Origin of the sequence: Mangrovibacillus cuniculi, assembly GCF_015482585.1 — a bacterium.
GTDB lineage: Bacteria > Bacillota > Bacilli > Bacillales > R1DC41 > Mangrovibacillus > Mangrovibacillus cuniculi.
On sequence record NZ_CP049742.1, the window covers coordinates 62,124 to 82,357 of the forward strand.

The following is a 20,234-nucleotide window of genomic DNA, read 5'->3' on the forward strand; positions in this document are numbered from 1 at the left end:
AGAAATACATACTAATTTCACCATTTACAAACTAACTACAATCGGAATAGTGAGTAGTGCTACAAACAACGGATCTCTCCAGCTAAAAGGTACCCAATGGTAATACGTTCGTCCTTCTCGATTTCCAGTAAATCCACGTGCTTCCATAGCAAAAGCAGTCTGTTCTGCTTTTCTTATGGCATTTGCCATCATTGGAATGGCGTATCTCTTCATCTCTAAGATTTTACCTCGTATAGAGCGCGCTTTAGGAACACCTCTTACCATATTTGCTTGTTGAATCAAAAAGAATTCCTCTTTCATGGAAGGGAGAAACTGATAGCCTGCAAGAATGCTATAAGCTATTTTGGGAGATAATTTCCCGTGCTGTACCATACTCAAAATTAGATTTTCAGGCTTTGTGGTGTGAATAAAAAGTAAAGATAAGCTAGTAAACGCTAGCACCCGTAAGCCAAGAGAGAGAGCATAAGTTAATGATTTTGTCGTAACAATAACAAAGCCCCACTCCATCAGTACTTCTCCACTAGTTTTTAATTGTTGAGAGGGGAACAACAGCGCATTCCATATGTAAATTACACAAACGAACAAGAAGGGTAGGAAGGATAACAACCAACGTTTTCCATCTATCTTACCCAAAATCCAAGTTAACCCAATTGCGAAGATGCATACAATGAGAGGTTCATAGATGGAAAATTTAGTAGTGAGCCAAAAAATAAGAACAACTATCATCCCCATTTTCACCAAAGGGTTAACATGGTACAAATAATTCTGCATGGTAATCACCGTCCTTTTTTTCCTTTGGCGGGAGTAAGTGACACTTTTCTACCAAGTCTTTATGCTTCCATAACTGTCTTGGCGCCCCGTTAAAAATCACGGACCCTTGATCTATTAACCATACCCGATCGAAAAATGCATCTACCCACTCCATGTCATGTGTGACACAAATTAGCGTACCACCTGCCTCCGTATACTCTTCTAATGTTTTCCAGAGTATTGCTGTTGTGTTGGCATCTTGACCAAACGTCGGTTCATCCAGTAGAAGTACTGTGGGATTAGGAAGAATTGCTGTTAAAACGCTTAATCTTTTTTTCTGACCTTCGCTTAAAGACAAAGGGTGGTGGTAAAACATTTCACCAAGCCCAAAGTTTTTCAAATACTCTTTTCCTTTTTCTACTAATGTTGGGTTAGTAGCAACAGATACAAGTGCATCTTCTAAAACAGTGTCCTCAACAAATTGCCAATCAGGATTTTGAAAAACAAATCCTAACCGCTCATGAAGTATTGTTTCTTTCCACTTTTGATAACCTTTTAATTCTAAGTAGCAATCTCCTTTTGTTGGTCTCCTCAAACCTGCGAGAAGGGACAATACAGTACTCTTTCCAGAACCGTTTGCCCCGATTATTGCAATACGTTCTCCTTTTTTGGCGGAGGCACTGATATCTTTGATACGTAACGGAGCTTTTTTATGATAACGAAAGTCTACTCTTTCCAACCGTATGATCTCGTCTCCTATGCTTCTTTTTCTCAAGGAAGGGGAAAAGGTAACTTGGGAATCAGGTGACTGCTGACCTATAGAAATTACCTGGTCACTTATCGGTAACCAATCACGTGTATTGTGTTCTACTACCAATATAGTAAGGTCAAGAGTGTTCTTCAGGTGTAACAGCAGATCTATCCACTTCTTGCGTGTATACGGATCAAGTTGAGACGTCGGTTCATCAAGTAGTAATATACTAGGCTCCATAACAAGAACACAAGCTAATGCCAATCGTTGTTGATAGCCCCCTGATAATTGATCAATCAGAGTGTTTCCGAAAGGTGTCAAACCAACTAAACGAAGGACTTCATCGATTTTAAGATCCATCTCTTCTCTTGGTATTCCGATATTCTCTAGTCCAAAGGCCACTTCTTCTCGGATCGTTCGCATACACCACTGATGACGAGGGTTTTGAAAAACCATGCCAACATGCTTTGCCAGTTCACCTGGAGGATAGTCTTCTACCTTTTTTCCAAAAACAGTTATCTCTCCGTCAAGTTTACTTTCTACATGACCACGAGGATAAAGCCCATTTATACATCGTAGAATGGTACTTTTACCACTTCCACTTGGACCTTTTAAGAGTGTTATCGTACCTTTTTGTAAAGAAAAAGAAAGAGGAGGAAAGAGAGGTGGGCTCTCTTCCTCGTAGGAGAAACATAAATTGTCAACCTTTATGATTTCGTTATGCGGCATGCGAACCGCCTCCTCGATTTTTTCTCTCTTTGGCGATTGGGAAGCTATTTAATGCTCCAGTATCAGCAAGTTTCTCCGTTAACCATTTTCCAAGTAAACCAGCAAGAAGGGCACCAGATAGGCAGCGTACCGCAAACATACTACCTAGAAGCCAAGGATTTAATTGAGCGAAACCTGATACATAAAATCCCCATGCAAAACTGAATACAGCTGCACCTACACCAGACATGATAAGGGTAAGTGTGGAGAAACTACGATATCGTGTTAGCGCAAAAGCAGCTTCTGCCCCGAGCCCTTGAATCAAACCAGATAAAATTAAGGACGGTCCTATGGCATTACCAATTAGCACTTCAATTGTGGCTGCCATTGTCTCCGAAATCACAGCAGCTCCAGGTTTGCGAATAATGTACATGGCAATGATGGAAACGATAAACCAAATCCCAAAAATCACTTCGTATCCCATCGGTCCCATGACGCCGAACAATACATTTCCAACTTGTAAAAATAATAAATAGACGACAGCAAAGACAACTGCCAAAGCAGACATCACCATTACTTCACGAAGAGACCATTTACTTAACATGTGCGCTACCTCGTATTTCTAGCTCATTGCCACTGTGTGATGGACTATGGACAGAGGCATGAAACGTCATCACAACATGACTAGTTTTCTCACTTGTTTCTGTAAATGTTTGTTCTAAGGAATGGAAAACTTCCTCAATAGACCCATCTAGTCGAGAAGCGTAATGCTTACTTTGAGAATACGTTCCATGCTTGGTAGCGGTACCGATCGCGTCGTATATAAGCCCCATATAGTTTGGTTCATTCATTGGATAAAGAGCAAACTGGCTTCCTACATAAATAGAGTCAGCTACTTCACGCACTTGCTCCTTATTAGGAACAGAGTCATCTGCCTCCATGTAAGCATCACCTGCTGTATCTCCAGGGCAACCAATGGAAAATGTTGCGTGGAATGCTACATGTACTTCATGAGTGGAAGCGTAAGCCAAGATTGCTTTTGCTGTTGCAAACACATGATGAGCTTTACCACGGATACATGTACTGACATCATCTGTTTTCATCCATACTCGTGATGTATCCACCTTTTCTAAAGTACCTAAAATAATGTTTAAAAAATTGTCTGTCATTGGATGTAGGGAGATATTACATCCTACAATACGGCTAGTACCGCAAACTACTGGTTGATTTGTCATCACTATCAGCTCCTACTTTCGAGATAAACGAAAAAACACTGCACCTTGTTAGAAAGATGCAGTGTCGGAGCACGATATGTAGATAACCTACTAGACAATAGCCTAGTAAACTAGTAAAAGCGATTCGTGTCGTCGCTGCACTTCCCCACGCTAGTATTATCTAGATCGGGTCTTAAGGGTCTAGGCACGAACCTATCTCAGCCCCGTAATGGAGCTCCCCTAGTGCACAAGTATGCAGTTGTTAATCGTTTTCTAAGTCATTGTACATTTGGTACAAGTAGTTTGTAAAGGGGTGTACTAATCACGAATTGATTTAATGAGGTTGTTTTTTGTAAGATGAGAGTAAGTATGACGCTGGTTAGATCTTTGAAATTTTTCTGAGAATGATAAAAGTTAAATGATTGTTATGTGAGTTTGTAGAGGTAATGGCCTTAAGAATGGTTATACCAATTTTGATAATTAGAGAGGGAGAAAAATTTCATGACGAAACATAAAATTTACACCATGAGTTTTGCAAGTGTCTATCCTCATTACATTTCCAAAGCAGAAAGAAAAGGACGAACAAAAGAAGAAGTCGATGAAATTATCTACTGGTTAACAGGTTACACGGAAGAGCAGTTGGCAGAAGTGTTGGCAGAGAAGAAAGACTTTGAGACGTTCTTTGAGACAGCGCCAAATATGAATCCTGCAAGAGCATTAGTAAAAGGTGTGGTTTGTGGAGTTCGAGTAGAAGATATTGAAGAGCCAATAATGCGAGAAATTCGTTATCTGGACAAGTTAATTGATGAATTGGCAAAAGGAAAGAAGATGGAGAAGATACTTAGGAGTGTGTAAAGAAATTTAGTATGGAGTTATTAAAGCCTACAGTTCTTGCCGAATAAATCTCATCAAAATTCTCATAATAATAGTGAAAAGAGGTGAGAGATATGGCAAAACGTAACGGTCAAACTGATGCACAACAAAAGAATAAAAAAGGCTTTGACTCTAGTCAAACAGATTCGGAGTTCTCAAAAGAATTCGGTAGTGCAGCAGCTAATGCAGCACATAAAGAGAAAGCTAAGAAAGAAAAAGCATCCAAAAACCAAGGGGAATGGAATGGGATGCAATAATTCAGAAAAGGTCTAATCCGACGTGGGTTAGACCTTTGTTAGCTGTTGTATGTGATGAAAAGAGTAAATTTAAAGTTCCATAAGGGTAACTTTTTCTTCCATTTTAATAATAATATCTTCTATTTTTGCGAATCCATGATAGCGAACGTAAACCACAACATTTCCTATAGATGCGTATACTTCCTTGGATTCTTGTTCTTCATAAGCATAGAAGGTATCAAAAGATTTATTTTCTGAATGGACTAATTTTATGCCTCTTCCTGGGTAGTGATTTCTCTTTCTCAAGTCATTCAGTAACGGTTCTGCTAAAAAAGAGAATTGTAATTGATAGTATTCAGTTGATAACGAAGGAGAGTATTCACCACTTTGATCAGCCCATTGTTCTCCTGGCACATATCCATTTTCATCTGTTTCATATTGTACTGGTGCTAATGGATCCCAACTGATGGATAAGCGGTTAGCCCAGTCTACATCATCGCCACCAAAATACTCAGGTTCTTGTCTAAGAAGATTTGGATTATTTTCAATTTCAGCAAGTCGTACAATTGGTAGAGATGGGGTGGATTCTGGTAAAGTCTCCGTAGTATCTTGAACTAATTTATAAAAAGGAACTATGGAACTGAAAAGTAAGAGAATAGTAAATAGGAGAGAGATAATGGTTCGTCTTTTACTATTTTTACTCCATTTTGCTCTATGATCTATGGATTTCCCTGCAGCCAAGTCTTTTTTCAATGTATGGATAGATTTAGCACCTATGATGGTTTGGTAAGTTGCAAAGATTAAAAATAAGGAAATTAAGTTCAAATGAAGTAATCCACCATCTATCAATTGTAGGAAAGGTGTGCCGTCTAGAAAGAGATTTGCTCCTAACATTCCTGTTAAGAAAATGGCAGCTACAACTGAAGTGATAGCATTAGATTTTAATTTTTTGTCTAACTCCGTTAAAGTGTAGGCTTGCTCTGCAGGATCTGTATGTAACTCTGGAGCGTTTACTTTAACAGGAGAGGCAAATATATGATACATTCCATACTTCGCAACGTAATCCCAACCATTTTCTTGATAGAATTGTTTCTGTTCTGAAGATATATATCTTTTTGATGTGAGCTCTATTCTATAATTCATGTCTTTCGGTTCGCCTTTAGCAAATTTTGCAAACAAGACCCCGATTTTCTTTAAATGTAACCCTTCCGCAGCCATATCGGAAAACCAACTCTCATGCTCCCCAATCTTCCAGTAGTCACTTGGCCGTAACTTATAGACATGCTTATCCATGATTGTTCCCCTCCTCTAAAATGTGACTATCCTCAATCAGCGCTTGTAATCTCACATACTCTTGACGTAATGCCTTTTCTCCGACAGGTGTAATCTGATAAATTTTTCGTCGTCCATCATTTTCAGCGAGTGAAATCAGTCTATCTTTTTCCATGCGAGAGAGAACGCCATAAAGGGTTCCAGGCCCCATGCTAATTCTGCCTCTCGATACTTCCGAAATAGACTGCATTAACTGATACCCATGGTTTGGTCGCATGAGTGCTAGTAGTACATAGTACATAGCTTCGGTCATTGGGCCGCCGGTGTATGCCATATTGTCACCTCATTTATTATTATGTTACGCGATATATCGTATGACATAACAGTAAGGGTTTGATGATTGAATGTAAAGATAAATTGGGTTGGATTGGTAAAAAAGTGATGTTACAATGGGAAAAATAGAAAGTATAGGAGAGAAAAGATGAAAGGTTGGGAGATTAATTATAATAATAATAAAGTCACTGTAGAAAATAGATGGTTTGGTGAGAGATTATACGTAAACGGAGAACTGCAAGATGAACTTATTGGTGTAGCATCTAGAGCTAGACTATGGGGGAAGTTAAGTACGGGAGAAGAAATTAAGGTAACGCTTGGTGGTATTTTTAAAATCCATTGTCGTATTTTTATTGATCAGAAATTAGTTTCTAGTGATTAGCTCTATGACCTAATAGACAGTGAGTTGAAAGAAATTATCTATCTCCCATCGTGGAAATGTGGGTGATTGTTTTTTAGATTTATAGAAACAATATCGATGGAAAGGGAACTACTATAAGATTCTTTTCCATCGGTGTTATCAAGTGGTAACGTTTATGTAATTCTATATGATAGGTTGTTTAAAATTTGACATATTATATCTATGATGGAAAAATAAAGTTATAAGCCTCGAAAGCTTCGCACAAACCTCGAAATCCCTAAAACCTTCTGCTATATTTTTATCCCTAAAACTAATAAAACATTGATTACCATTGTTGCTAGTCCTCTTTATAGGAGGTGATAGGTATGTAATGGATGAAACGTAAGTCTTACCATTCAATTACAACAAATCAGGAGGGATAGTAATGGGTCATGATATTTATGGACTAAACAAAAAAGGAAAAGAAATCGCTTATGCTAGATTTAGTATGAGTAACAGTAATGCTAGAATTTTGTATCGAGTACTTAACGCTCAAGACAAAGATGGCGGAGTAAGTGGCATTGGTGCAGTAGCAGACTTTGACTTTCATCAAATGGAATCCGCACGTAAAACATTCTTAGGACATACAAAAGATCTTCGTAACATTCCTCCGGGCAGTCTCGCCCACCATGATATCCAACAAATTTCAACCTTTTTAACTAACTGTAAAGAAACCGCACATCGAGAAGGGAAAGTGCAGGTTTATTTTGGGTGATTAATTTTCAATAAGTGTTAATAGGGAAGTGAATTTGTTTAAAAGCAGATTCACTTTTTCTATGGGTGCCTAGCCGAGAAATAAGGAAGTTAGAATACACGATCATGGAATAACGTGCGCTCAAGCGAGTGGAAAAGCGCTCTAGAGCACACGATAAAGGAATAACGTGCGTTCAAGCGAGTGGAAAAGCGCTCTAGAGCACACGATAAAGGAATAACGTGCGTTCAAGCGAGTGGAAAAGCGCTCTAGAGCACACGATAAAGGAATAACGTGCGTTCAAGCGAGTGGAAAAGCGCTCTAGAGCACACGATAAAGGAATAACGTGCGCTCAAGCGAGTGGAAAAGCGCTCTAGAGCACACGATAAAGGAATAACGTGCGTTCAAGCGAGTGAAAAAGCACTCTAGAGCACACGATAATGAAAAAACCTGCGCTCTAGACAGCAGAAAATAACTTCAGACCATACATTAAGAAAAAATGAAACTCCTTCCAGACTATTTTCGTCTTACTATATACAAATATATAAATAGGAGACTCACAATGAACACAACCATCTACTTCGTCCGGCACGCACATTCTCATTTCGACCTTAAAAATGAAAGATTAAGAGAATTATCTGAAAAAGGGTGGAACGACGTCAGCGCAGTGACGGATATTTTGACGAAAGAACAAGTTAATAGAATATACTCTAGTACATATACGAGAGCCGTTCAAACTGTGGAGGAGTATGCGAAATCACTTAATCAAGTTGTAGAAGTAGATGAGCGCCTTAGGGAAGGTATGTTATCGCATGCAGACTTTCATTTTGAAAACGCCAACGCTTCCTTAAAATTTGCGATGGAAAACCCGGATTTTACATACGATGGCGGAGAGTCGCGCCGTTCGATTCAAGCTCGTGGAGTAGAAGCGTTAAAAGAGATCGTTGCAAAGCACCAAGGTGAAAAGATTGCCATCGGGACTCACGGATATATTTTAATGGCGATGATGAACCACATAGATTCTTCCTATGGCTTTGACTTCTTCTTGTCTACTACTAATCCAGATATTTATCGAGTGGAAGTGTCACCGGAATTTGAGCTGGTGGATATGGAGCGTCTTTGGAAGTAGAGATTAGGAGGAAAAATAATGAAAAGTAAAATTATAGAGATAGTATGGAGAGTTCTTGTAATATGCTTAATGATTTATGTTATGTACTCATTTTTTGATGGAAATGACTCTAATGACACATTTCCACTGTTTATTTTAATAGGATTTTGGATCATCAGCTCCACTTTAGAATTAACTAAGGCAATCCGCGAAAAGAAAAAATGGCAGATAGGGTTATGGGGTACACTTCTTACAGTGTTTTCTATTATGTGTCTATACGTTTTAGTAGACATTATTTAAGGTAATAATATAATAGCGAAATCTATAAGTAACATATATCACTATAAAAGAGGAGTATAATAAATTGAAAAATTTCAAACCAATAACCGAATTGAGGAACTATAAAGAGATTCTAGAGCAAGTAAAAGATAATGCCCCAGTTTATCTAACTAGAGAAGGAAAGAGTGAGTATGCAATTGTGAAGGTGGAAGATTTAGAAAAATTGCAATCCACAATAACGTTACTTTCCGAAATTGAAAAGGGGGAACAATCGGCTAGAGATAAGAAGTGGATCTCAGCCGATGAAGTGGATGACTACTTTAGCTTAAAAGGGTAAAAAACCAACTAACTTAGTTCTCTCCCCCACAAACCCCACTCAACCCCTTATTCACAAACCCATACAAAAACTCCGCCATCTCTCTAGGTGTCTTATTTTGACCAGATTCCAGCCAGTTTTTAATAACATAAATACAACCACTAACCAAGAACAAATTGATATACTCATATGTTTCGGGATCCAGCTTTTTATCCGTGATCCAATGATGAAAAATATACTCTTGCGTTATCCGCATCCCTTTTTTCTGAAATTGCATATCGCTATTTTCGCTTAGAAGCACCTGGCAAATGTCACTCTTTTCCGCAAGAAACTCAAAAAGTTTAATCGTCATCTCCATCGCTTCGTCTTCTTTTGAAAAATTATATTGGTTTAACGTAGCCACTAACTCCTCCATAAACTCTTCTTCAATCGCATAAAGCAAATCATATGGGTTTGCATAGTGGGCATAGTAAGTAGAACGATTAATATCGGCCAGCTCACATAGTTCTTTCACCGTTATATTCGCAATTTGTTTGGTTTTGATTAATGCTAATAAGCTTTTCTTTAGCACCATTTGTGTGTACTTTTTTCGACGATCCATTTATAAAAACTCCTGTCTACTTGTCCAATATGCTACATCCTCAACACGAAGCGGAAAAGTGTTGGGAACGCAACATTCTCTACACAACTGTTTGTTGTATATCCAACACTGTGTTTACTATAATGATAAAGGGATTAGTAAGAAGAAACAAGAGAGGATGAATAACGATATCTATTGCATCGAGCATTATTAAACATAAAAAAGCTGTCTTACTTGTATTTCTGATTTTAACGGTACTATCGGCTGTCGCGTCGTCTTTTGTTTCCGTCAACTATAATATGGTCGACTATTTACCAGAAGAAGCGCAGTCCGTTAAAGGAATTGAGATTATGGAAGAAGAATTCACTGGGGCAGTTCCAAACACCCGAGTGATGATTCCGGATATAACAGTCCCAGAAGCACTGGAATATAAAGAAAAGCTAGCTGCGGTAGAGGGAGTGACCGACGTCCTTTGGCTAGATGATGTCATGGATGTCAAAACACCGCTCGAACTCGCAGATAAAGAATTAGTAGAAACCTATTATAAAGAACAGAATGCCTTATTTTCTATCGGTGTCAAAAATGGGGAAGAAGTAGCGGCAACAGATGATATATATGAACTAATTGGAGAAGAGGGAGCTATCGCGGGAGAAGCTAGTAATACCGCAAGCTCACAAAAAATGGCCGGATCGGAATCTATGTATGCTGCACTACTTTTGGTACCAATCATTATCTTCATCTTAGTCATCTCCACAACCTCTTGGATTGAACCTGTTTTCTTCCTAACAGCTATTGGAGTTTCGGTTTTAATCAACCTCGGAACCAATGTATTTATAGGTGAAGTATCATTCGTCACACAGTCTGTTGCTCCTATTTTACAGCTTGCAGTCTCACTCGATTACGCCGTGTTCTTGCTACATAGCTTTTCTGATTATCGTAAAACAGAAGAAGACCCTGCTGTAGCGATGAAACTTGCCATGAAAAAGGCGTTCCCAGCGATAACGGCAAGTGCTGCAACGACGTTTTTTGGCTTTATCGCACTGATGTTCATGAACTTTGAGATTGGATCGGACTTAGGATTAAACCTGGTAAAAGGAATCGTGCTAAGCTTCATCAGTGTCATGGTGTTCTTGCCAGCATTAACGCTTTACTTCTATAAATGGATGGACAAAACACAACATAAAAACTTTGTTCCAAGTTTCCAAGGGATTGGTAATAAATTTTTAAAGTTTAAGATTCCAAGTCTTGTCATTATCGGAATCATTATCGTACCAGCATTTTTAGCACAAAGTAACACGTCCTTCATCTACGGATTAGGAGAGCAGCCGGAAACGACTCGAAACGGCAGTGATTTAATCAAAGTCCAAGAAGCGTTCGGTGATATGACGCCAATTGTCGTGTTAGTGCCTAGAGGCGATGTGGCAAAAGAAGAAGAAATGGTGGAAGACTTAGAGCAATTAGATTATGTAACTGGCGTTATTGCGTATGCCAACAGCGTAGGAACAGCTATCCCACCAGAGTATTTGGAAGAATCAGTTCGAAACGAGTTTTACTCTGAAAATTACGCTCGAATTGTCATTAATACCAACCAGACGACAGAAGGGGACGTTCCGTTCACGATAGTGGAAAATGTAGAGAAGATTGCTACGGATTACTACGGGGACGAAGCACTTAGTCTAGGGGAAAGTGTTACGCTTTACGATATTAAAAACACGGTGACGAAAGATAATGTTGTTGTGAATGCATTAACCATCGTTACCATTGCACTTGTTTTATTGATAAGTTTTCGATCGATATCCATCCCGATTGTGTTACTCATTACAATTCAATCAGCGGTGTGGATCAACTTATCAATTCCTTATTTTGCGAACGCATCGTTGGTGTTTGTTGGCTACCTTATTATCAGTACCGTTCAGCTTGCAGCAACCGTAGATTACGCCATTTTATTAACAGAAGCATACACCCATAACCGCAAGGAAATGCCAGCGGGGAAAGCAATCCGTAAAACGCTTGATGAAAAGACATTCTCGATATCTATTTCGGCTGCAATTCTCTCCAGCGTGGGATTTATTCTTTGGATTACGTCGTCCAATCCAATCGTGCAATCCATCGGCTTACTACTTGGGCGAGGAGCATTACTAGCATTCATTATGGTTGTAGTCTTCCTGCCAGCATTATTAGTCGTGTTAGATAAATTTATGAAGAAAACAACGTATCAAGCAAACTATTACGAGGAGAAGTGAGGATGAAGAAAAAAACGATTTTACCTGTCGCTGTCGCAACCATGCTTGTCGCACCTAATGTCCTAGCCAATCCGGCGAAAGCTGCAGAGAATGTGGCTGCGAAAGAAGAAGTAGTGTATGCAACATTGAGTGCAGAAGGAAAGGTCGCTAATATATACGTCGTTAACACGTTAGATGTGGAGAAAGATGGCGTCGTGACGGACTTCGGTGATTATCAAAAGATCAAGAATCTAACGAACGTGTCTCCTATCAAACAAGAAGGCAATACGATTTCCGTAGAAGCTCCGGAAGGGAAGTTCTACTATCAAGGAAACCTCGATAATAGCACCGAGCTACCTTGGAACGTAGAGGTCACTTATTTTCTAGACGGCCAAGAGATTGATGCTACCGAACTTGCAGGAGCATCTGGAAAAGTGGAAATGACCATCACCACACAACAAAATGAATCTGTAGATCCTCTTTTTTATCAAAACTATTTATTACAAGTAACGGTGACGCTGCCAAACACGTATCAGAACATTGATTCAACTGGCGGGATGGTTGCGAACGTAGGGAAGAACAAACAAATTACGTTTTCCGTACTACCGGAACAAGAAGAAGCGTTGAAAGTGGAAGCGGACGTAGAAGACTTTGCATTTCAAGGAGTCGAAATTGCTGCAGTTCCTTCTAGTTTTCCGATTGACCTAGGAGATACAGATCAGTTGACGGGAGACATGGGAGAGTTGTCCGACGGCATCAGTAAAGTGAATGACGGGATGACGGAATTGGAAGATGGTATCCGTCAATTACGTGATGGCGCTGCAGAGTTGGAGAAGGGGTCTGCTCAGTATCAAAGAGGGGTTAGAGAGTTGAACGGATCTTCTGGAGACATTGTTGCTGGATCCACGCAGATTAAGAATGCATTGCAAACGATAAACGCAGGATTATCCGGCGGTGCTGGTGAGATGGATTTAGGTGCTTTGGCGGAGTTGCCAGCTGGGTTAGGGAAGCTTTCGGATGGTTTGAAGCAAACGAATGAGGGCTTAACGACTTTTCAACAACAGTACAATCAAGCATATGCTGCGCTGAACGAAGCAATACGTGCCATTCCAACGGCGCAAGTAACGGAAGCGGAAATCGCTGCGCTATATGAAAGTGGAGCAGATGCAGTAGTGGTGGATAAGTTGGTAGCATCTTATGCAGCAGCTCAAAAGGTTAGAGGCACGTATGAGTCTGTTCAAGGTGCGTTTGCAGCGGTGGACCCAACGATGACACAAGTGAAAGGTTCTCTTACTACTATTAGTGGTCAGTTAGATAGCATTTCTGCCAACCTTGAGAAGTCTTTAGCGCAGATGGATACAGGAAGTTTAGTCGAGCTGCAAGAAGGTATAGCTCAATTGGCATCTAATTACAATACGTTCCACAACGGAATTGTCAGCTATACGCAAGGTGTGGGACAGTTAGCGAACTCGTATAAAGAGTTGAACAAAGGTGTCACGGAAGTCTCCAACGGCTTAGGTGAGTTACAAAGTGGAGCTGGTGAACTGCAAGATGGGACACAAGAGTTGAGCGATGAAACGGCAGACTTACCAGAGCGTTTACAAGCGGAAATCAATGAGATGGTTGCACAGTTTGATAAGTCAGATTTTGAACCAATTTCTTTCGTTTCTCCAGAGAACGAAAATGTGAAGTCTGTACAATTCGTTCTGAAGACGGAAAGCATTGAGAAGGAAGAGCCGAAGGAGAAGGAAGCGGTGGAGGAAGAGAAGAATGGTTTTTGGGAGTTGTTTGTTGGATTGTTTAAAAAGTAAAGAGGAGGCCACCGCGGTTTGCGGTGGTTTTTTTAGATGTACTTTTGAACAGAAAGATTCCATATCATATGATCGCGGTCTTTTCCCCAATAGTCTTTCAGGTGAATAGTGGGAGCTCCAAATTTTTTGCACCAAACTTGCTGCGCAGCAATAAACCCACTGTCTAAATAGAATCGGGTCATTTGCTTAGCGTGAAGTTCTACCAACATGCTCTTTACTAAAAAACTACCGACCCCTTTTTGTTGATAGGAAGGGTGAATGTAAACAGTTCCGACCTCTACAAATGTTTGAGGATCTTCTTCAACCCATTCTTGAATAAGCGAGTTTGGAGGGCCATATTCAATCGTTCCAATCAATTCATCATCAAGAAATGCTAATAAGAAAAAACGATCTTTTCCATTGCTCCGAAAATCGACTTCTAAGTATGTTTTCTTTTCTTCTATCTCCTGCTGGATGTCCTCTACCTTATCGCCAATCCCATCTTTTTCATATGTGTCGAAAATCATCAATTCGAAAAATCGATGTAAGATATGGACGTCAGTTACAGTAGGTCGACGAAGTGTAACAGGTAACATTGGCTTCACCTCTTTTTAGTTCTACTATATCATTCTATTAACTAGTTTTTGAGTATCCTATTCGATACAATAAGAAAAAATGACAATCAAGAGAGGTGTAACGAAATGAAAGAACTAATGGAAAAGATTACAGCATTTCGAGAAGCGCGTGGATGGGATGCGAATTTAAGTGAAAAAGATTTAGCCATCTCCATATCGTTGGAAGCGAACGAGTTGCTAGAAAACTTTCAATGGAAGACTAGTGAAGAAGCCATTGCAGCAACATCTGAAAATATAAGAGAAGAGATGGCAGATGTATTTATCTACTTGTTGCAATTAGCAGATCGTCTTGGTGTGGATTTGGAAGAAGAAGCGCATAAGAAGATTGTGAAGAATGCGGTGAAATATCCTTTGCCTGTGCAGAAGTAAATTGGTGACGGACGTTAAATGATGAGAAAAGAAAAGTAGAGAATCATCAGTGAGCGGAGACGGTCGTCAAAAGCGATGGAGAAGAAATTTGAGAACCATCAGAGAGCGGAGGCGGCTGTCAAAAACGATGGAGAAGAAATTTGAGGACCATCAGAGAGCGAAGACGGTCATCAAACGCAATGGGAAAGAAATTTGAGGACCATCAGAGAGTGAAGACGGTCGTCAAACGCAATGGGAAAGAAATTTGAGGACCATCAGAGAGTGAAGACGGTCGTCAAAAGCGATGGAGAAGAAATTTGAGGACCATCAGAGAGCGGAGACGGTTGTCAAAAGCGATGGGAAAGAAATTTGAGGACCATCAGAGAGTGAAGACGGTCGTCAAAAGCGATGGGAAAGAAATTTGAGAACCGTCAGAGGACAGTGACGGTTGTTAAACTGGAAAGAAAGCAAAAAAGAGGACCGTCAACCCACGCAGCATCGGTCCTCCTTCCTTATCACCCCGTAATCTTCTCAAACAACTCCACAAAATCCGCCCGACTCATGATTTTCGGAACTGGATAAAACGGATTAGCTTCCAGAAACGCGCGGTCCGCCATCTCCGGAATATCTGCCGCCTTAATTCCATCTATAACTTCTGGAATGCCAAGCTCCACATTCATTTCTCTCACCAACTCCACAAACTTTCCTGCCTTCACCTCCAAACTATCTCCTGGTTCTGCAATCCCCACCTCATCCGCCAATTCTCCCAACGGTTTAAACACCGACTCTCCATAAAACTCTAGTACATGCGGCAGCACTACGGCGTTCGCCAACCCATGTGGAATACCGTAAAATCCACCCAGTGTGTGAGCGATGGCATGCACATTTCCCACGAACGCTCGAGTGAACGCACTTCCTGCCAAATAGGAAGCCTTCTGCATATTGGATCGCGCTGTCACATTGGACCCGTTTGTAAAAGCTTCTTTTAGGTTGGAGACAATGAGTTGCACTGCCTCCACACTTTGTTTTCTGGTGGTTGGTGTATTACTTCTTCCAATATAAGCTTCAATAGCGTGCGTCATCGCATCCATTCCTGTTGCAGCGGTGATATGAGGAGGTAGTCCAGTTGTTAAAAGTGGATCAAGCACCGCATAGTGTGGAATTAGAACCGTGTCGGTTATGGTATACTTCGTTCGATTTGCTGGATCTGTCACAACAATTGCAACCGTTGCCTCGCTCCCAGTGCCAGAAGTCGTCGGCACCGCTACTAAAGGTGGAATGCCTCTGCGAATCTTTAGAGAGCCTTTCATCTCTGCCAAAGACTTGTCCGGCCTCGCAACTCGTGCCGCGACTCCTTTCGCACAATCAATAGAAGAGCCACCGCCAAAGGCAACAATAACGTCGCATTGATGTTGATAATATAGCTTCACCGCATCCTCCATATTTTCTATCGTGGGATTAGGGACCACCTTATCATAAACAACGTGACTAGCGTTGTTAGCGGACAACACATCTAAAAAAGGCTGCATCAATCGAGCTTTCCCGATACCCTCATCGGTCACAATTAAGATCTTCTTAAACCCAATATTCCGAAGTAAATCTGGTAACTTCAAAATACTGTTCTCTCCCTCCAATAAACACGGCTTGCGCCACTGAAGGAAATACAAACTATATTTAAATACAAATTGATAAGCACGACAGTATAGGTTGTACATATTTTTCCACCACCTTAGAGGTAAAAGCTTGTTCGTAGATATATATGGAGTGAATGGGAGGTTTAGAAGTGGGAGTTTTCTACTGTTTTTGGGGATAACGTGTGGTCAAGAAGGAGTAGTTGTGTTGCAGAGCACCCGTTAAATGGATAACGTGCGCTCAAGGAGAGGAGGAGAGATTGTAGAGCACACGTTAAATGGATAACGTGCGCTCTAGGAGGAGAGGAGAGGGTGTAGAGCACACGTTAAATGGATAACGTGCGCTCAAGGAGAGGAGGAGAGGTTGTAGAGCACCTGTTAAATGGATAACGTGTGCTCAAGGAGGAGAGGAGAGGTTGCAGAGCACACGTTAAATGGATAACGTGCGCTCAAGGAGGAGAGGAGAGGTTGCAGAGCACACATTAAATCAATAGCATGCGCTCAAGATGAAGTAGTTAAACCCCAGACCACACCTCACACGACAAATAAAATGAAAACGCATACATTTTACCATAGATTATTTTACTAAAAAGTAGTAAAATTTTTAGTAAAACATATAGTGATTGCAAAGGAGGAGTTTGTTATGGCGATTTTAGTTTGTGGTGGAGCAGGATATATTGGTAGCCATGCGGTCTGGCAGTTAGTGAAGCAAGGGGAAGAAGTGGTGGTGGTGGACTCCCTTCAGAAGGGTCACGCGCCGGCAGTTCATCCAGAAGCGACGTTGCACGTAGGGGATCTGCGCGATGCCACATTCCTAGATGGGGTGTTCAAAAAACACAACATCGAAGCAGTTCTTCACTTCGCAGCGGATTCTCTTGTTGGGGAAAGTGTAACAGATCCGCTAACCTACTATGATAACAACGTTCACGGTGCGAACTGCTTGCTGAAAGCGATGGTGAAACACGATGTGAAGAAGATTATTTTCTCTTCTACTGCTGCGGTGTACGGTGAGCCGGATACGGTGCCAATCACAGAAACGAATCGAGTACAGCCGACAAATCCTTATGGTGAGACAAAGTTAGCGATTGAAAAGATGCTTCATTGGTCGGAGCAAGCATACGGTATTCGTCACGTGGTTCTGCGTTACTTTAACGTGGCTGGGGCTGATACAGACGGTGTGATTGGGGAAGACCACACGCCAGAAACGCACTTGCTGCCGATTATCTTACAAGTGGCTCTTGGTAAAAGAGAGCAAATTCACATTTACGGAGACGACTATCCAACGCCGGATGGGACGTGTATCCGCGATTATATTCATGTAACGGATTTGATTCAAGCCCATTTATTAGCGCTTACTCATTTGCGTGAGGGTAAAGGAAGCGACGTTTTCAATTTAGGGAATGGAAACGGCTTTTCTGTAAAAGAAGTGATCGAAGCTGTCCGTAAGGTTACTGGTCATGAGATACCTGCAGTTGTGTCCGAGCGACGAGGTGGCGATCCGGCTCAGTTAATTGCTTCTTCTGAAAAAGCGATGGCTGTATTAGGGTGGGAACCGCGACACTCTTCCATGGAAGAAATGATTCAAAGTGCGTACGACTGGTTCCGCAACCATCCAACTGGTTATGGAAAGGTGGAGAGAAAATGAATACGGTGATCTTTTCACACGTAGAAAATCTTTTAACATATGGTGTACGAACTAATTTAATAGAAGAAACAGATAAGGATTATGTTCGGAATCGATTGTTAGCGGTGTTGGATGTAGAACATTACGAAGTGCCTACCGAGATAGAGGAAGAGTCCAATCACCTAGTAATTTTAGAATCCATCCTTGATTGGGCTTACGAACATGAACGTCTAGAGCATAACGATGTCACGCATCGAGATATTCTAGATACAGAAATCATGGGCTGCTTTGTGGCTCGCCCATCGGAAGTAAACAGAGTGTTTCGCACACTATATGAACAAGAGAGTCCTACAGCTGCAACGGACTATTTATATCGACTATCCAATGATTCCAACTACATCCGAACAGGACGTATTGCGAAGAATCAACATTGGCTGACAAATACAGATTACGGTGATATCGAAATTACTATCAATCTATCAAAGCCAGAGAAAGATCCTGCGACAATTGCGCTAGAGAAACAAGCGAAGCAATATGCGTATCCAACATGTTTATTATGTAAAGAAAACGTGGGATACAAAGGTCGCTTAACGCATCCTGCTCGCAGTAACTTACGTACAGTGCCGCTTACGTTACAAGAGGAAAAGTGGCAATTACAGTACTCTCCGTATGTGTACTACAACGAGCATGCGATCGTTTTCCGAGAAGAGCACACACCAATGAAAATCTCGAAGCAGTCCTTTGCGAAATTACTAGATTTTGTGGAGCAATATCCACACTATTTCATCGGTTCGAATGCCGATCTACCAATCGTTGGGGGATCTATTTTGAGCCACGACCACTTCCAAGCTGGTAACCACGAGTTTCCGATGGCGAAAGCGGGCGTGTCACATACGTTTACCTTGGACGAATATAAAGATATCTCCATCGGAATTGTCGATTGGCCAATGTCTGTGTTGCGTTTAACGGGAACCGATGCAGCTAGTTTAGTAGAAGCTAGTGGGTATATTTTAGAGATGTGGAAAGATTATTCAGATCCTGCTGTCGACATTGAAGCGTTCACAGGTGACACACCACACAACACCATTACGCCAATCGCTAGAAGAAGAGGAGACCAATTCGAACTGGATTTAGTACTTCGAAATAATAGAACGAGTGAGCAACATCCACTAGGAATCTTCCATCCACATGCGGAAGTTCACCCGATTAAGAAAGAAAATATCGGCTTAATCGAAGTAATGGGATTAGCTGTACTACCAGGTCGTTTAAAGGAAGAACTACAAAAAATCACAGAGTACGTGAGTGAGAACCAACTAGCGCAAGTAGCACAAGATCCACTTACAGCGAAGCATGCAGAGTGGGTACAGCAGCTTGTAAACAGCGTGGAGGAAGTGTCAGATTGGCAAGAAGTAATCCAGCAAGAAGTAGGAAGATTGTTCTCTATCGTCCTAGAGCATGCTGGTGTGTTCAAACGAGATAAAGAAGGACTAGAGGCATTTATTCGATTTACAAAAGAGTTGCAACAGGTAGGTGACCAGCATGAAGTACGAAACGTTTAAAGGGATAGAAGCCGTTGTTTTAGAAAATGAGGCCGTAAAGTGTACGTTTTTACCTAGTTACGGTGGAAAGCTCGCATCATTCTACGATAAGCGAAATGAGTACGAATGGCTGTTCCAAGCGGAAGAGGAGAATCTCCGCATCCCAGAGTACGGTAGTGACTTTTCCCTCTATGACTCTAGTGGATTTGATGAAGTGTTTCCTAGCATTGATGAAACCTTCCATCCGACAACAGGAGAAATAGTTCCAGATCACGGAGAAGTGTGGGCTCTCCCTTGGGAGGTAGAAGAGGTCGACCATGGACTACAGTTTACTGTGAAAAGTTCAGTCTTTCCTTATGAACTGATTCGTACGGTTACGCTGGAGGAGGAAGGTCTCCAATTTGACTATCGTGCAGTCAATAACGGACCACTTTCCTTCCCGTTTATCTGGACACCTCATTGTTTACTAAACATGAATGAGTATACGAAGATTGAGGTACCTTCTGGATTAGAGGAAGTAATAACCGTAGAGCACGGCACAAAGCATTTAGGAGAATGGGGCACTCGCCATACGTATCCTTTTACGAAATCTTTAAGCACTGGGGAAGAGATGGATTTATCTAAAGTTGCACCAATAGAGAGTGGGACGTGTGAGAAATTTTATTTTACTAAACCTCTCCCAGAAGGTTGGTGTGCAGTGAAGCAGCATGATCTCGGCACAACCCTTCGCTATGAGTTTCCTCATGAGAAAATACCCTACTTGGGTGTATGGAAGACGGAAGGTGGCTACAGAGGTCATTACAACATGGCGCTCGAGCCTTGTACGGGGATTTATGATGATGTGTATGTGGCGAAAAAGATTCGCAAAGTAACGGAAATTCCGCCGAACGGAGAGTATACGTGGGAATTTCGTATGAAATTACTAAAATAATAAA

At 41.1% G+C, this 20,234-nt stretch carries 22 protein-coding genes and 1 riboswitch; of the genes, 13 read left to right on the top strand and 9 right to left on the bottom strand.

Annotated features, from left to right (window positions below; genetic code table 11):
* Nucleotides 1-24: 24 nt before the first annotated feature.
* Genes G8O30_RS00280 through G8O30_RS00295 form a run of 4 tightly spaced genes read right to left on the bottom strand, consistent with a single transcriptional unit; the run spans nt 25 to nt 3,444 of the window.
* Nucleotides 25-771 (bottom strand): energy-coupling factor transporter transmembrane component T family protein, encoded by a 747-nt coding sequence (locus G8O30_RS00280; RefSeq protein ID WP_239673021.1) that lies wholly within the window; start codon nt 769-771, stop codon nt 25-27.
* On the bottom strand, nt 746-2,230 hold the full coding sequence (locus G8O30_RS00285; protein WP_239673022.1) for an ABC transporter ATP-binding protein: 1,485 nt from the start codon (nt 2,228-2,230) through the stop codon (nt 746-748). Before G8O30_RS00285 ends, G8O30_RS00280 begins: the two co-directional genes overlap by 26 nt.
* Nucleotides 2,220-2,813: an ECF transporter S component gene (locus G8O30_RS00290; protein WP_239673023.1), complete on the bottom strand. Its 594-nt coding sequence runs from the start codon at nt 2,811-2,813 to the stop codon at nt 2,220-2,222. Before G8O30_RS00290 ends, G8O30_RS00285 begins: the two co-directional genes overlap by 11 nt.
* Nucleotides 2,803-3,444: a Ykof family thiamine-binding protein gene (locus tag G8O30_RS00295; RefSeq protein ID WP_239673024.1), complete on the bottom strand. Its 642-nt coding sequence runs from the start codon at nt 3,442-3,444 to the stop codon at nt 2,803-2,805. Before G8O30_RS00295 ends, G8O30_RS00290 begins: the two co-directional genes overlap by 11 nt.
* A 125-nt stretch (nt 3,445-3,569) precedes the next feature.
* Nucleotides 3,570-3,675, bottom strand: a riboswitch (TPP riboswitch).
* 249 nt (nt 3,676-3,924) lie between these two features.
* Here G8O30_RS00295 and G8O30_RS00300 point away from each other — a divergent pair.
* Nucleotides 3,925-4,278: a DUF2200 domain-containing protein gene (locus tag G8O30_RS00300; protein WP_239673025.1), complete on the top strand. Its 354-nt coding sequence runs from the start codon at nt 3,925-3,927 to the stop codon at nt 4,276-4,278.
* Nucleotides 4,279-4,370: 92 nt separating this feature from the next.
* Nucleotides 4,371-4,553 (top strand): hypothetical protein, encoded by a 183-nt coding sequence (locus G8O30_RS00305; protein ID WP_239673026.1) that lies wholly within the window; start codon nt 4,371-4,373, stop codon nt 4,551-4,553.
* 69 nt (nt 4,554-4,622) lie between these two features.
* Here G8O30_RS00305 and G8O30_RS00310 read toward each other — a convergent pair whose 3' ends face one another.
* Nucleotides 4,623-5,825 (bottom strand): DUF2812 domain-containing protein, encoded by a 1,203-nt coding sequence (locus G8O30_RS00310; protein ID WP_239673027.1) that lies wholly within the window; start codon nt 5,823-5,825, stop codon nt 4,623-4,625.
* Nucleotides 5,818-6,138: a PadR family transcriptional regulator gene (locus G8O30_RS00315; RefSeq protein ID WP_239673028.1), complete on the bottom strand. Its 321-nt coding sequence runs from the start codon at nt 6,136-6,138 to the stop codon at nt 5,818-5,820. Before G8O30_RS00315 ends, G8O30_RS00310 begins: the two co-directional genes overlap by 8 nt.
* Before the next feature lie 147 nt (nt 6,139-6,285).
* On the opposite strand from G8O30_RS00315, the gene G8O30_RS00320 reads away from it, so the two are divergent.
* The 5 genes from G8O30_RS00320 (at nt 6,286) to G8O30_RS00340 (ending at nt 8,952) form a co-directional block, all read left to right on the top strand.
* A complete protein-coding gene (locus G8O30_RS00320; RefSeq protein WP_239673029.1) occupies nt 6,286-6,519 on the top strand; it encodes a hypothetical protein in 234 nt (77 codons plus the stop codon).
* Nucleotides 6,520-6,922: 403 nt separating this feature from the next.
* Nucleotides 6,923-7,252: a hypothetical protein gene (locus G8O30_RS00325; RefSeq protein ID WP_239673030.1), complete on the top strand. Its 330-nt coding sequence runs from the start codon at nt 6,923-6,925 to the stop codon at nt 7,250-7,252.
* A 538-nt stretch (nt 7,253-7,790) separates the two neighbouring features.
* Nucleotides 7,791-8,357, top strand: a complete 567-nt coding sequence (locus G8O30_RS00330) for a histidine phosphatase family protein (protein ID WP_239673031.1) — start codon at nt 7,791-7,793, stop codon at nt 8,355-8,357.
* A gap of 18 nt (nt 8,358-8,375) precedes the next feature.
* Nucleotides 8,376-8,636 carry a hypothetical protein gene (locus G8O30_RS00335; protein ID WP_239673032.1) on the top strand — a complete coding sequence of 87 codons (261 nt, stop codon included), beginning with the start codon at nt 8,376-8,378 and terminating at the stop codon, nt 8,634-8,636.
* 64 nt (nt 8,637-8,700) lie between these two features.
* A complete protein-coding gene (locus tag G8O30_RS00340; RefSeq protein ID WP_239673033.1) occupies nt 8,701-8,952 on the top strand; it encodes a type II toxin-antitoxin system Phd/YefM family antitoxin in 252 nt (83 codons plus the stop codon).
* 13 nt (nt 8,953-8,965) lie between these two features.
* On the opposite strand, the gene G8O30_RS00345 is transcribed toward G8O30_RS00340, so the two are convergent.
* The gene (locus tag G8O30_RS00345; RefSeq protein WP_239673034.1) at nt 8,966-9,532 is read right to left on the bottom strand and encodes a TetR/AcrR family transcriptional regulator; all 567 of its coding nucleotides are present in this window, start codon (nt 9,530-9,532) and stop codon (nt 8,966-8,968) included.
* 329 nt (nt 9,533-9,861) lie between these two features.
* Between G8O30_RS00345 and G8O30_RS00350 the strand changes: the two genes are divergently transcribed.
* Nucleotides 9,862-11,754, top strand: a complete 1,893-nt coding sequence (locus G8O30_RS00350) for an efflux RND transporter permease subunit (protein WP_239673035.1) — start codon at nt 9,862-9,864, stop codon at nt 11,752-11,754.
* 2 nt (nt 11,755-11,756) lie between these two features.
* Nucleotides 11,757-13,544 carry a coiled-coil domain-containing protein gene (locus tag G8O30_RS00355; RefSeq protein ID WP_239673036.1) on the top strand — a complete coding sequence of 596 codons (1,788 nt, stop codon included), beginning with the start codon at nt 11,757-11,759 and terminating at the stop codon, nt 13,542-13,544.
* A 32-nt stretch (nt 13,545-13,576) separates the two neighbouring features.
* Here the strand turns inward: G8O30_RS00355 and G8O30_RS00360 are convergent, their stop codons facing one another.
* Complete coding sequence (locus G8O30_RS00360) at nt 13,577-14,119, bottom strand: GNAT family N-acetyltransferase (protein WP_239673037.1); 543 nt, start codon at nt 14,117-14,119, stop codon at nt 13,577-13,579.
* Nucleotides 14,120-14,224: 105 nt separating this feature from the next.
* On the opposite strand from G8O30_RS00360, the gene G8O30_RS00365 reads away from it, so the two are divergent.
* Entirely contained in the window at nt 14,225-14,527 is a 303-nt protein-coding gene (locus tag G8O30_RS00365) for a nucleotide pyrophosphohydrolase (RefSeq protein ID WP_239673038.1), read from the top strand.
* A gap of 494 nt (nt 14,528-15,021) precedes the next feature.
* On the opposite strand, the gene G8O30_RS00370 is transcribed toward G8O30_RS00365, so the two are convergent.
* Nucleotides 15,022-16,221, bottom strand: a complete 1,200-nt coding sequence (locus G8O30_RS00370) for an iron-containing alcohol dehydrogenase (RefSeq protein WP_239673039.1) — start codon at nt 16,219-16,221, stop codon at nt 15,022-15,024.
* Between the two features lie 559 nt (nt 16,222-16,780).
* On the opposite strand from G8O30_RS00370, the gene galE reads away from it, so the two are divergent.
* Genes galE through G8O30_RS00385 form a run of 3 tightly spaced genes read left to right on the top strand, consistent with a single transcriptional unit; the run spans nt 16,781 to nt 20,230 of the window.
* Nucleotides 16,781-17,782 (top strand): UDP-glucose 4-epimerase GalE, encoded by a 1,002-nt coding sequence (gene galE, locus G8O30_RS00375; protein WP_239673040.1) that lies wholly within the window; start codon nt 16,781-16,783, stop codon nt 17,780-17,782.
* Nucleotides 17,779-19,320, top strand: coding sequence for a UDP-glucose--hexose-1-phosphate uridylyltransferase (gene galT, locus G8O30_RS00380; RefSeq protein ID WP_239673041.1), 1,542 nt, complete (start codon nt 17,779-17,781; stop codon nt 19,318-19,320). Before galE ends, galT begins: the two co-directional genes overlap by 4 nt.
* Nucleotides 19,301-20,230: an aldose epimerase family protein gene (locus G8O30_RS00385; protein WP_239673042.1), complete on the top strand. Its 930-nt coding sequence runs from the start codon at nt 19,301-19,303 to the stop codon at nt 20,228-20,230. Before galT ends, G8O30_RS00385 begins: the two co-directional genes overlap by 20 nt.
* Nucleotides 20,231-20,234: the final 4 nt, after the last annotated feature.

Excerpts from the sequence above, each read along its gene's own strand:
- G8O30_RS00285 (WP_239673022.1), bottom strand. The coding sequence starts at position 2,230 with ATGCCGCATAACGAAATCATAAAGGTTGACAATTTATGTTTCTCCTAC.
- G8O30_RS00280 (WP_239673021.1), bottom strand. The coding sequence starts at position 771 with ATGCAGAATTATTTGTACCATGTTAACCCTTTGGTGAAAATGGGGATG.
- galE (WP_239673040.1), top strand. The coding sequence starts at position 16,781 with ATGGCGATTTTAGTTTGTGGTGGAGCAGGATATATTGGTAGCCATGCG.
- G8O30_RS00345 (WP_239673034.1), bottom strand. The coding sequence starts at position 9,532 with ATGGATCGTCGAAAAAAGTACACACAAATGGTGCTAAAGAAAAGCTTA.
- G8O30_RS00315 (WP_239673028.1), bottom strand. The coding sequence starts at position 6,138 with ATGGCATACACCGGCGGCCCAATGACCGAAGCTATGTACTATGTACTA.
- galT (WP_239673041.1), top strand. The coding sequence starts at position 17,779 with ATGAATACGGTGATCTTTTCACACGTAGAAAATCTTTTAACATATGGT.
- G8O30_RS00355 (WP_239673036.1), top strand. The coding sequence starts at position 11,757 with ATGAAGAAAAAAACGATTTTACCTGTCGCTGTCGCAACCATGCTTGTC.
- G8O30_RS00360 (WP_239673037.1), bottom strand. The coding sequence starts at position 14,119 with ATGTTACCTGTTACACTTCGTCGACCTACTGTAACTGACGTCCATATC.
- G8O30_RS00305 (WP_239673026.1), top strand. The coding sequence starts at position 4,371 with ATGGCAAAACGTAACGGTCAAACTGATGCACAACAAAAGAATAAAAAA.
- G8O30_RS00330 (WP_239673031.1), top strand. The coding sequence starts at position 7,791 with ATGAACACAACCATCTACTTCGTCCGGCACGCACATTCTCATTTCGAC.
- G8O30_RS00335 (WP_239673032.1), top strand. The coding sequence starts at position 8,376 with ATGAAAAGTAAAATTATAGAGATAGTATGGAGAGTTCTTGTAATATGC.
- G8O30_RS00290 (WP_239673023.1), bottom strand. The coding sequence starts at position 2,813 with ATGTTAAGTAAATGGTCTCTTCGTGAAGTAATGGTGATGTCTGCTTTG.
- G8O30_RS00365 (WP_239673038.1), top strand. The coding sequence starts at position 14,225 with ATGAAAGAACTAATGGAAAAGATTACAGCATTTCGAGAAGCGCGTGGA.
- G8O30_RS00370 (WP_239673039.1), bottom strand. The coding sequence starts at position 16,221 with ATGTACAACCTATACTGTCGTGCTTATCAATTTGTATTTAAATATAGT.
- G8O30_RS00300 (WP_239673025.1), top strand. The coding sequence starts at position 3,925 with ATGACGAAACATAAAATTTACACCATGAGTTTTGCAAGTGTCTATCCT.
- G8O30_RS00325 (WP_239673030.1), top strand. The coding sequence starts at position 6,923 with ATGGGTCATGATATTTATGGACTAAACAAAAAAGGAAAAGAAATCGCT.
- G8O30_RS00310 (WP_239673027.1), bottom strand. The coding sequence starts at position 5,825 with ATGGATAAGCATGTCTATAAGTTACGGCCAAGTGACTACTGGAAGATT.
- G8O30_RS00320 (WP_239673029.1), top strand. The coding sequence starts at position 6,286 with ATGAAAGGTTGGGAGATTAATTATAATAATAATAAAGTCACTGTAGAA.
- G8O30_RS00385 (WP_239673042.1), top strand. The coding sequence starts at position 19,301 with ATGAAGTACGAAACGTTTAAAGGGATAGAAGCCGTTGTTTTAGAAAAT.
- G8O30_RS00350 (WP_239673035.1), top strand. The coding sequence starts at position 9,862 with ATGGAAGAAGAATTCACTGGGGCAGTTCCAAACACCCGAGTGATGATT.
- G8O30_RS00295 (WP_239673024.1), bottom strand. The coding sequence starts at position 3,444 with ATGACAAATCAACCAGTAGTTTGCGGTACTAGCCGTATTGTAGGATGT.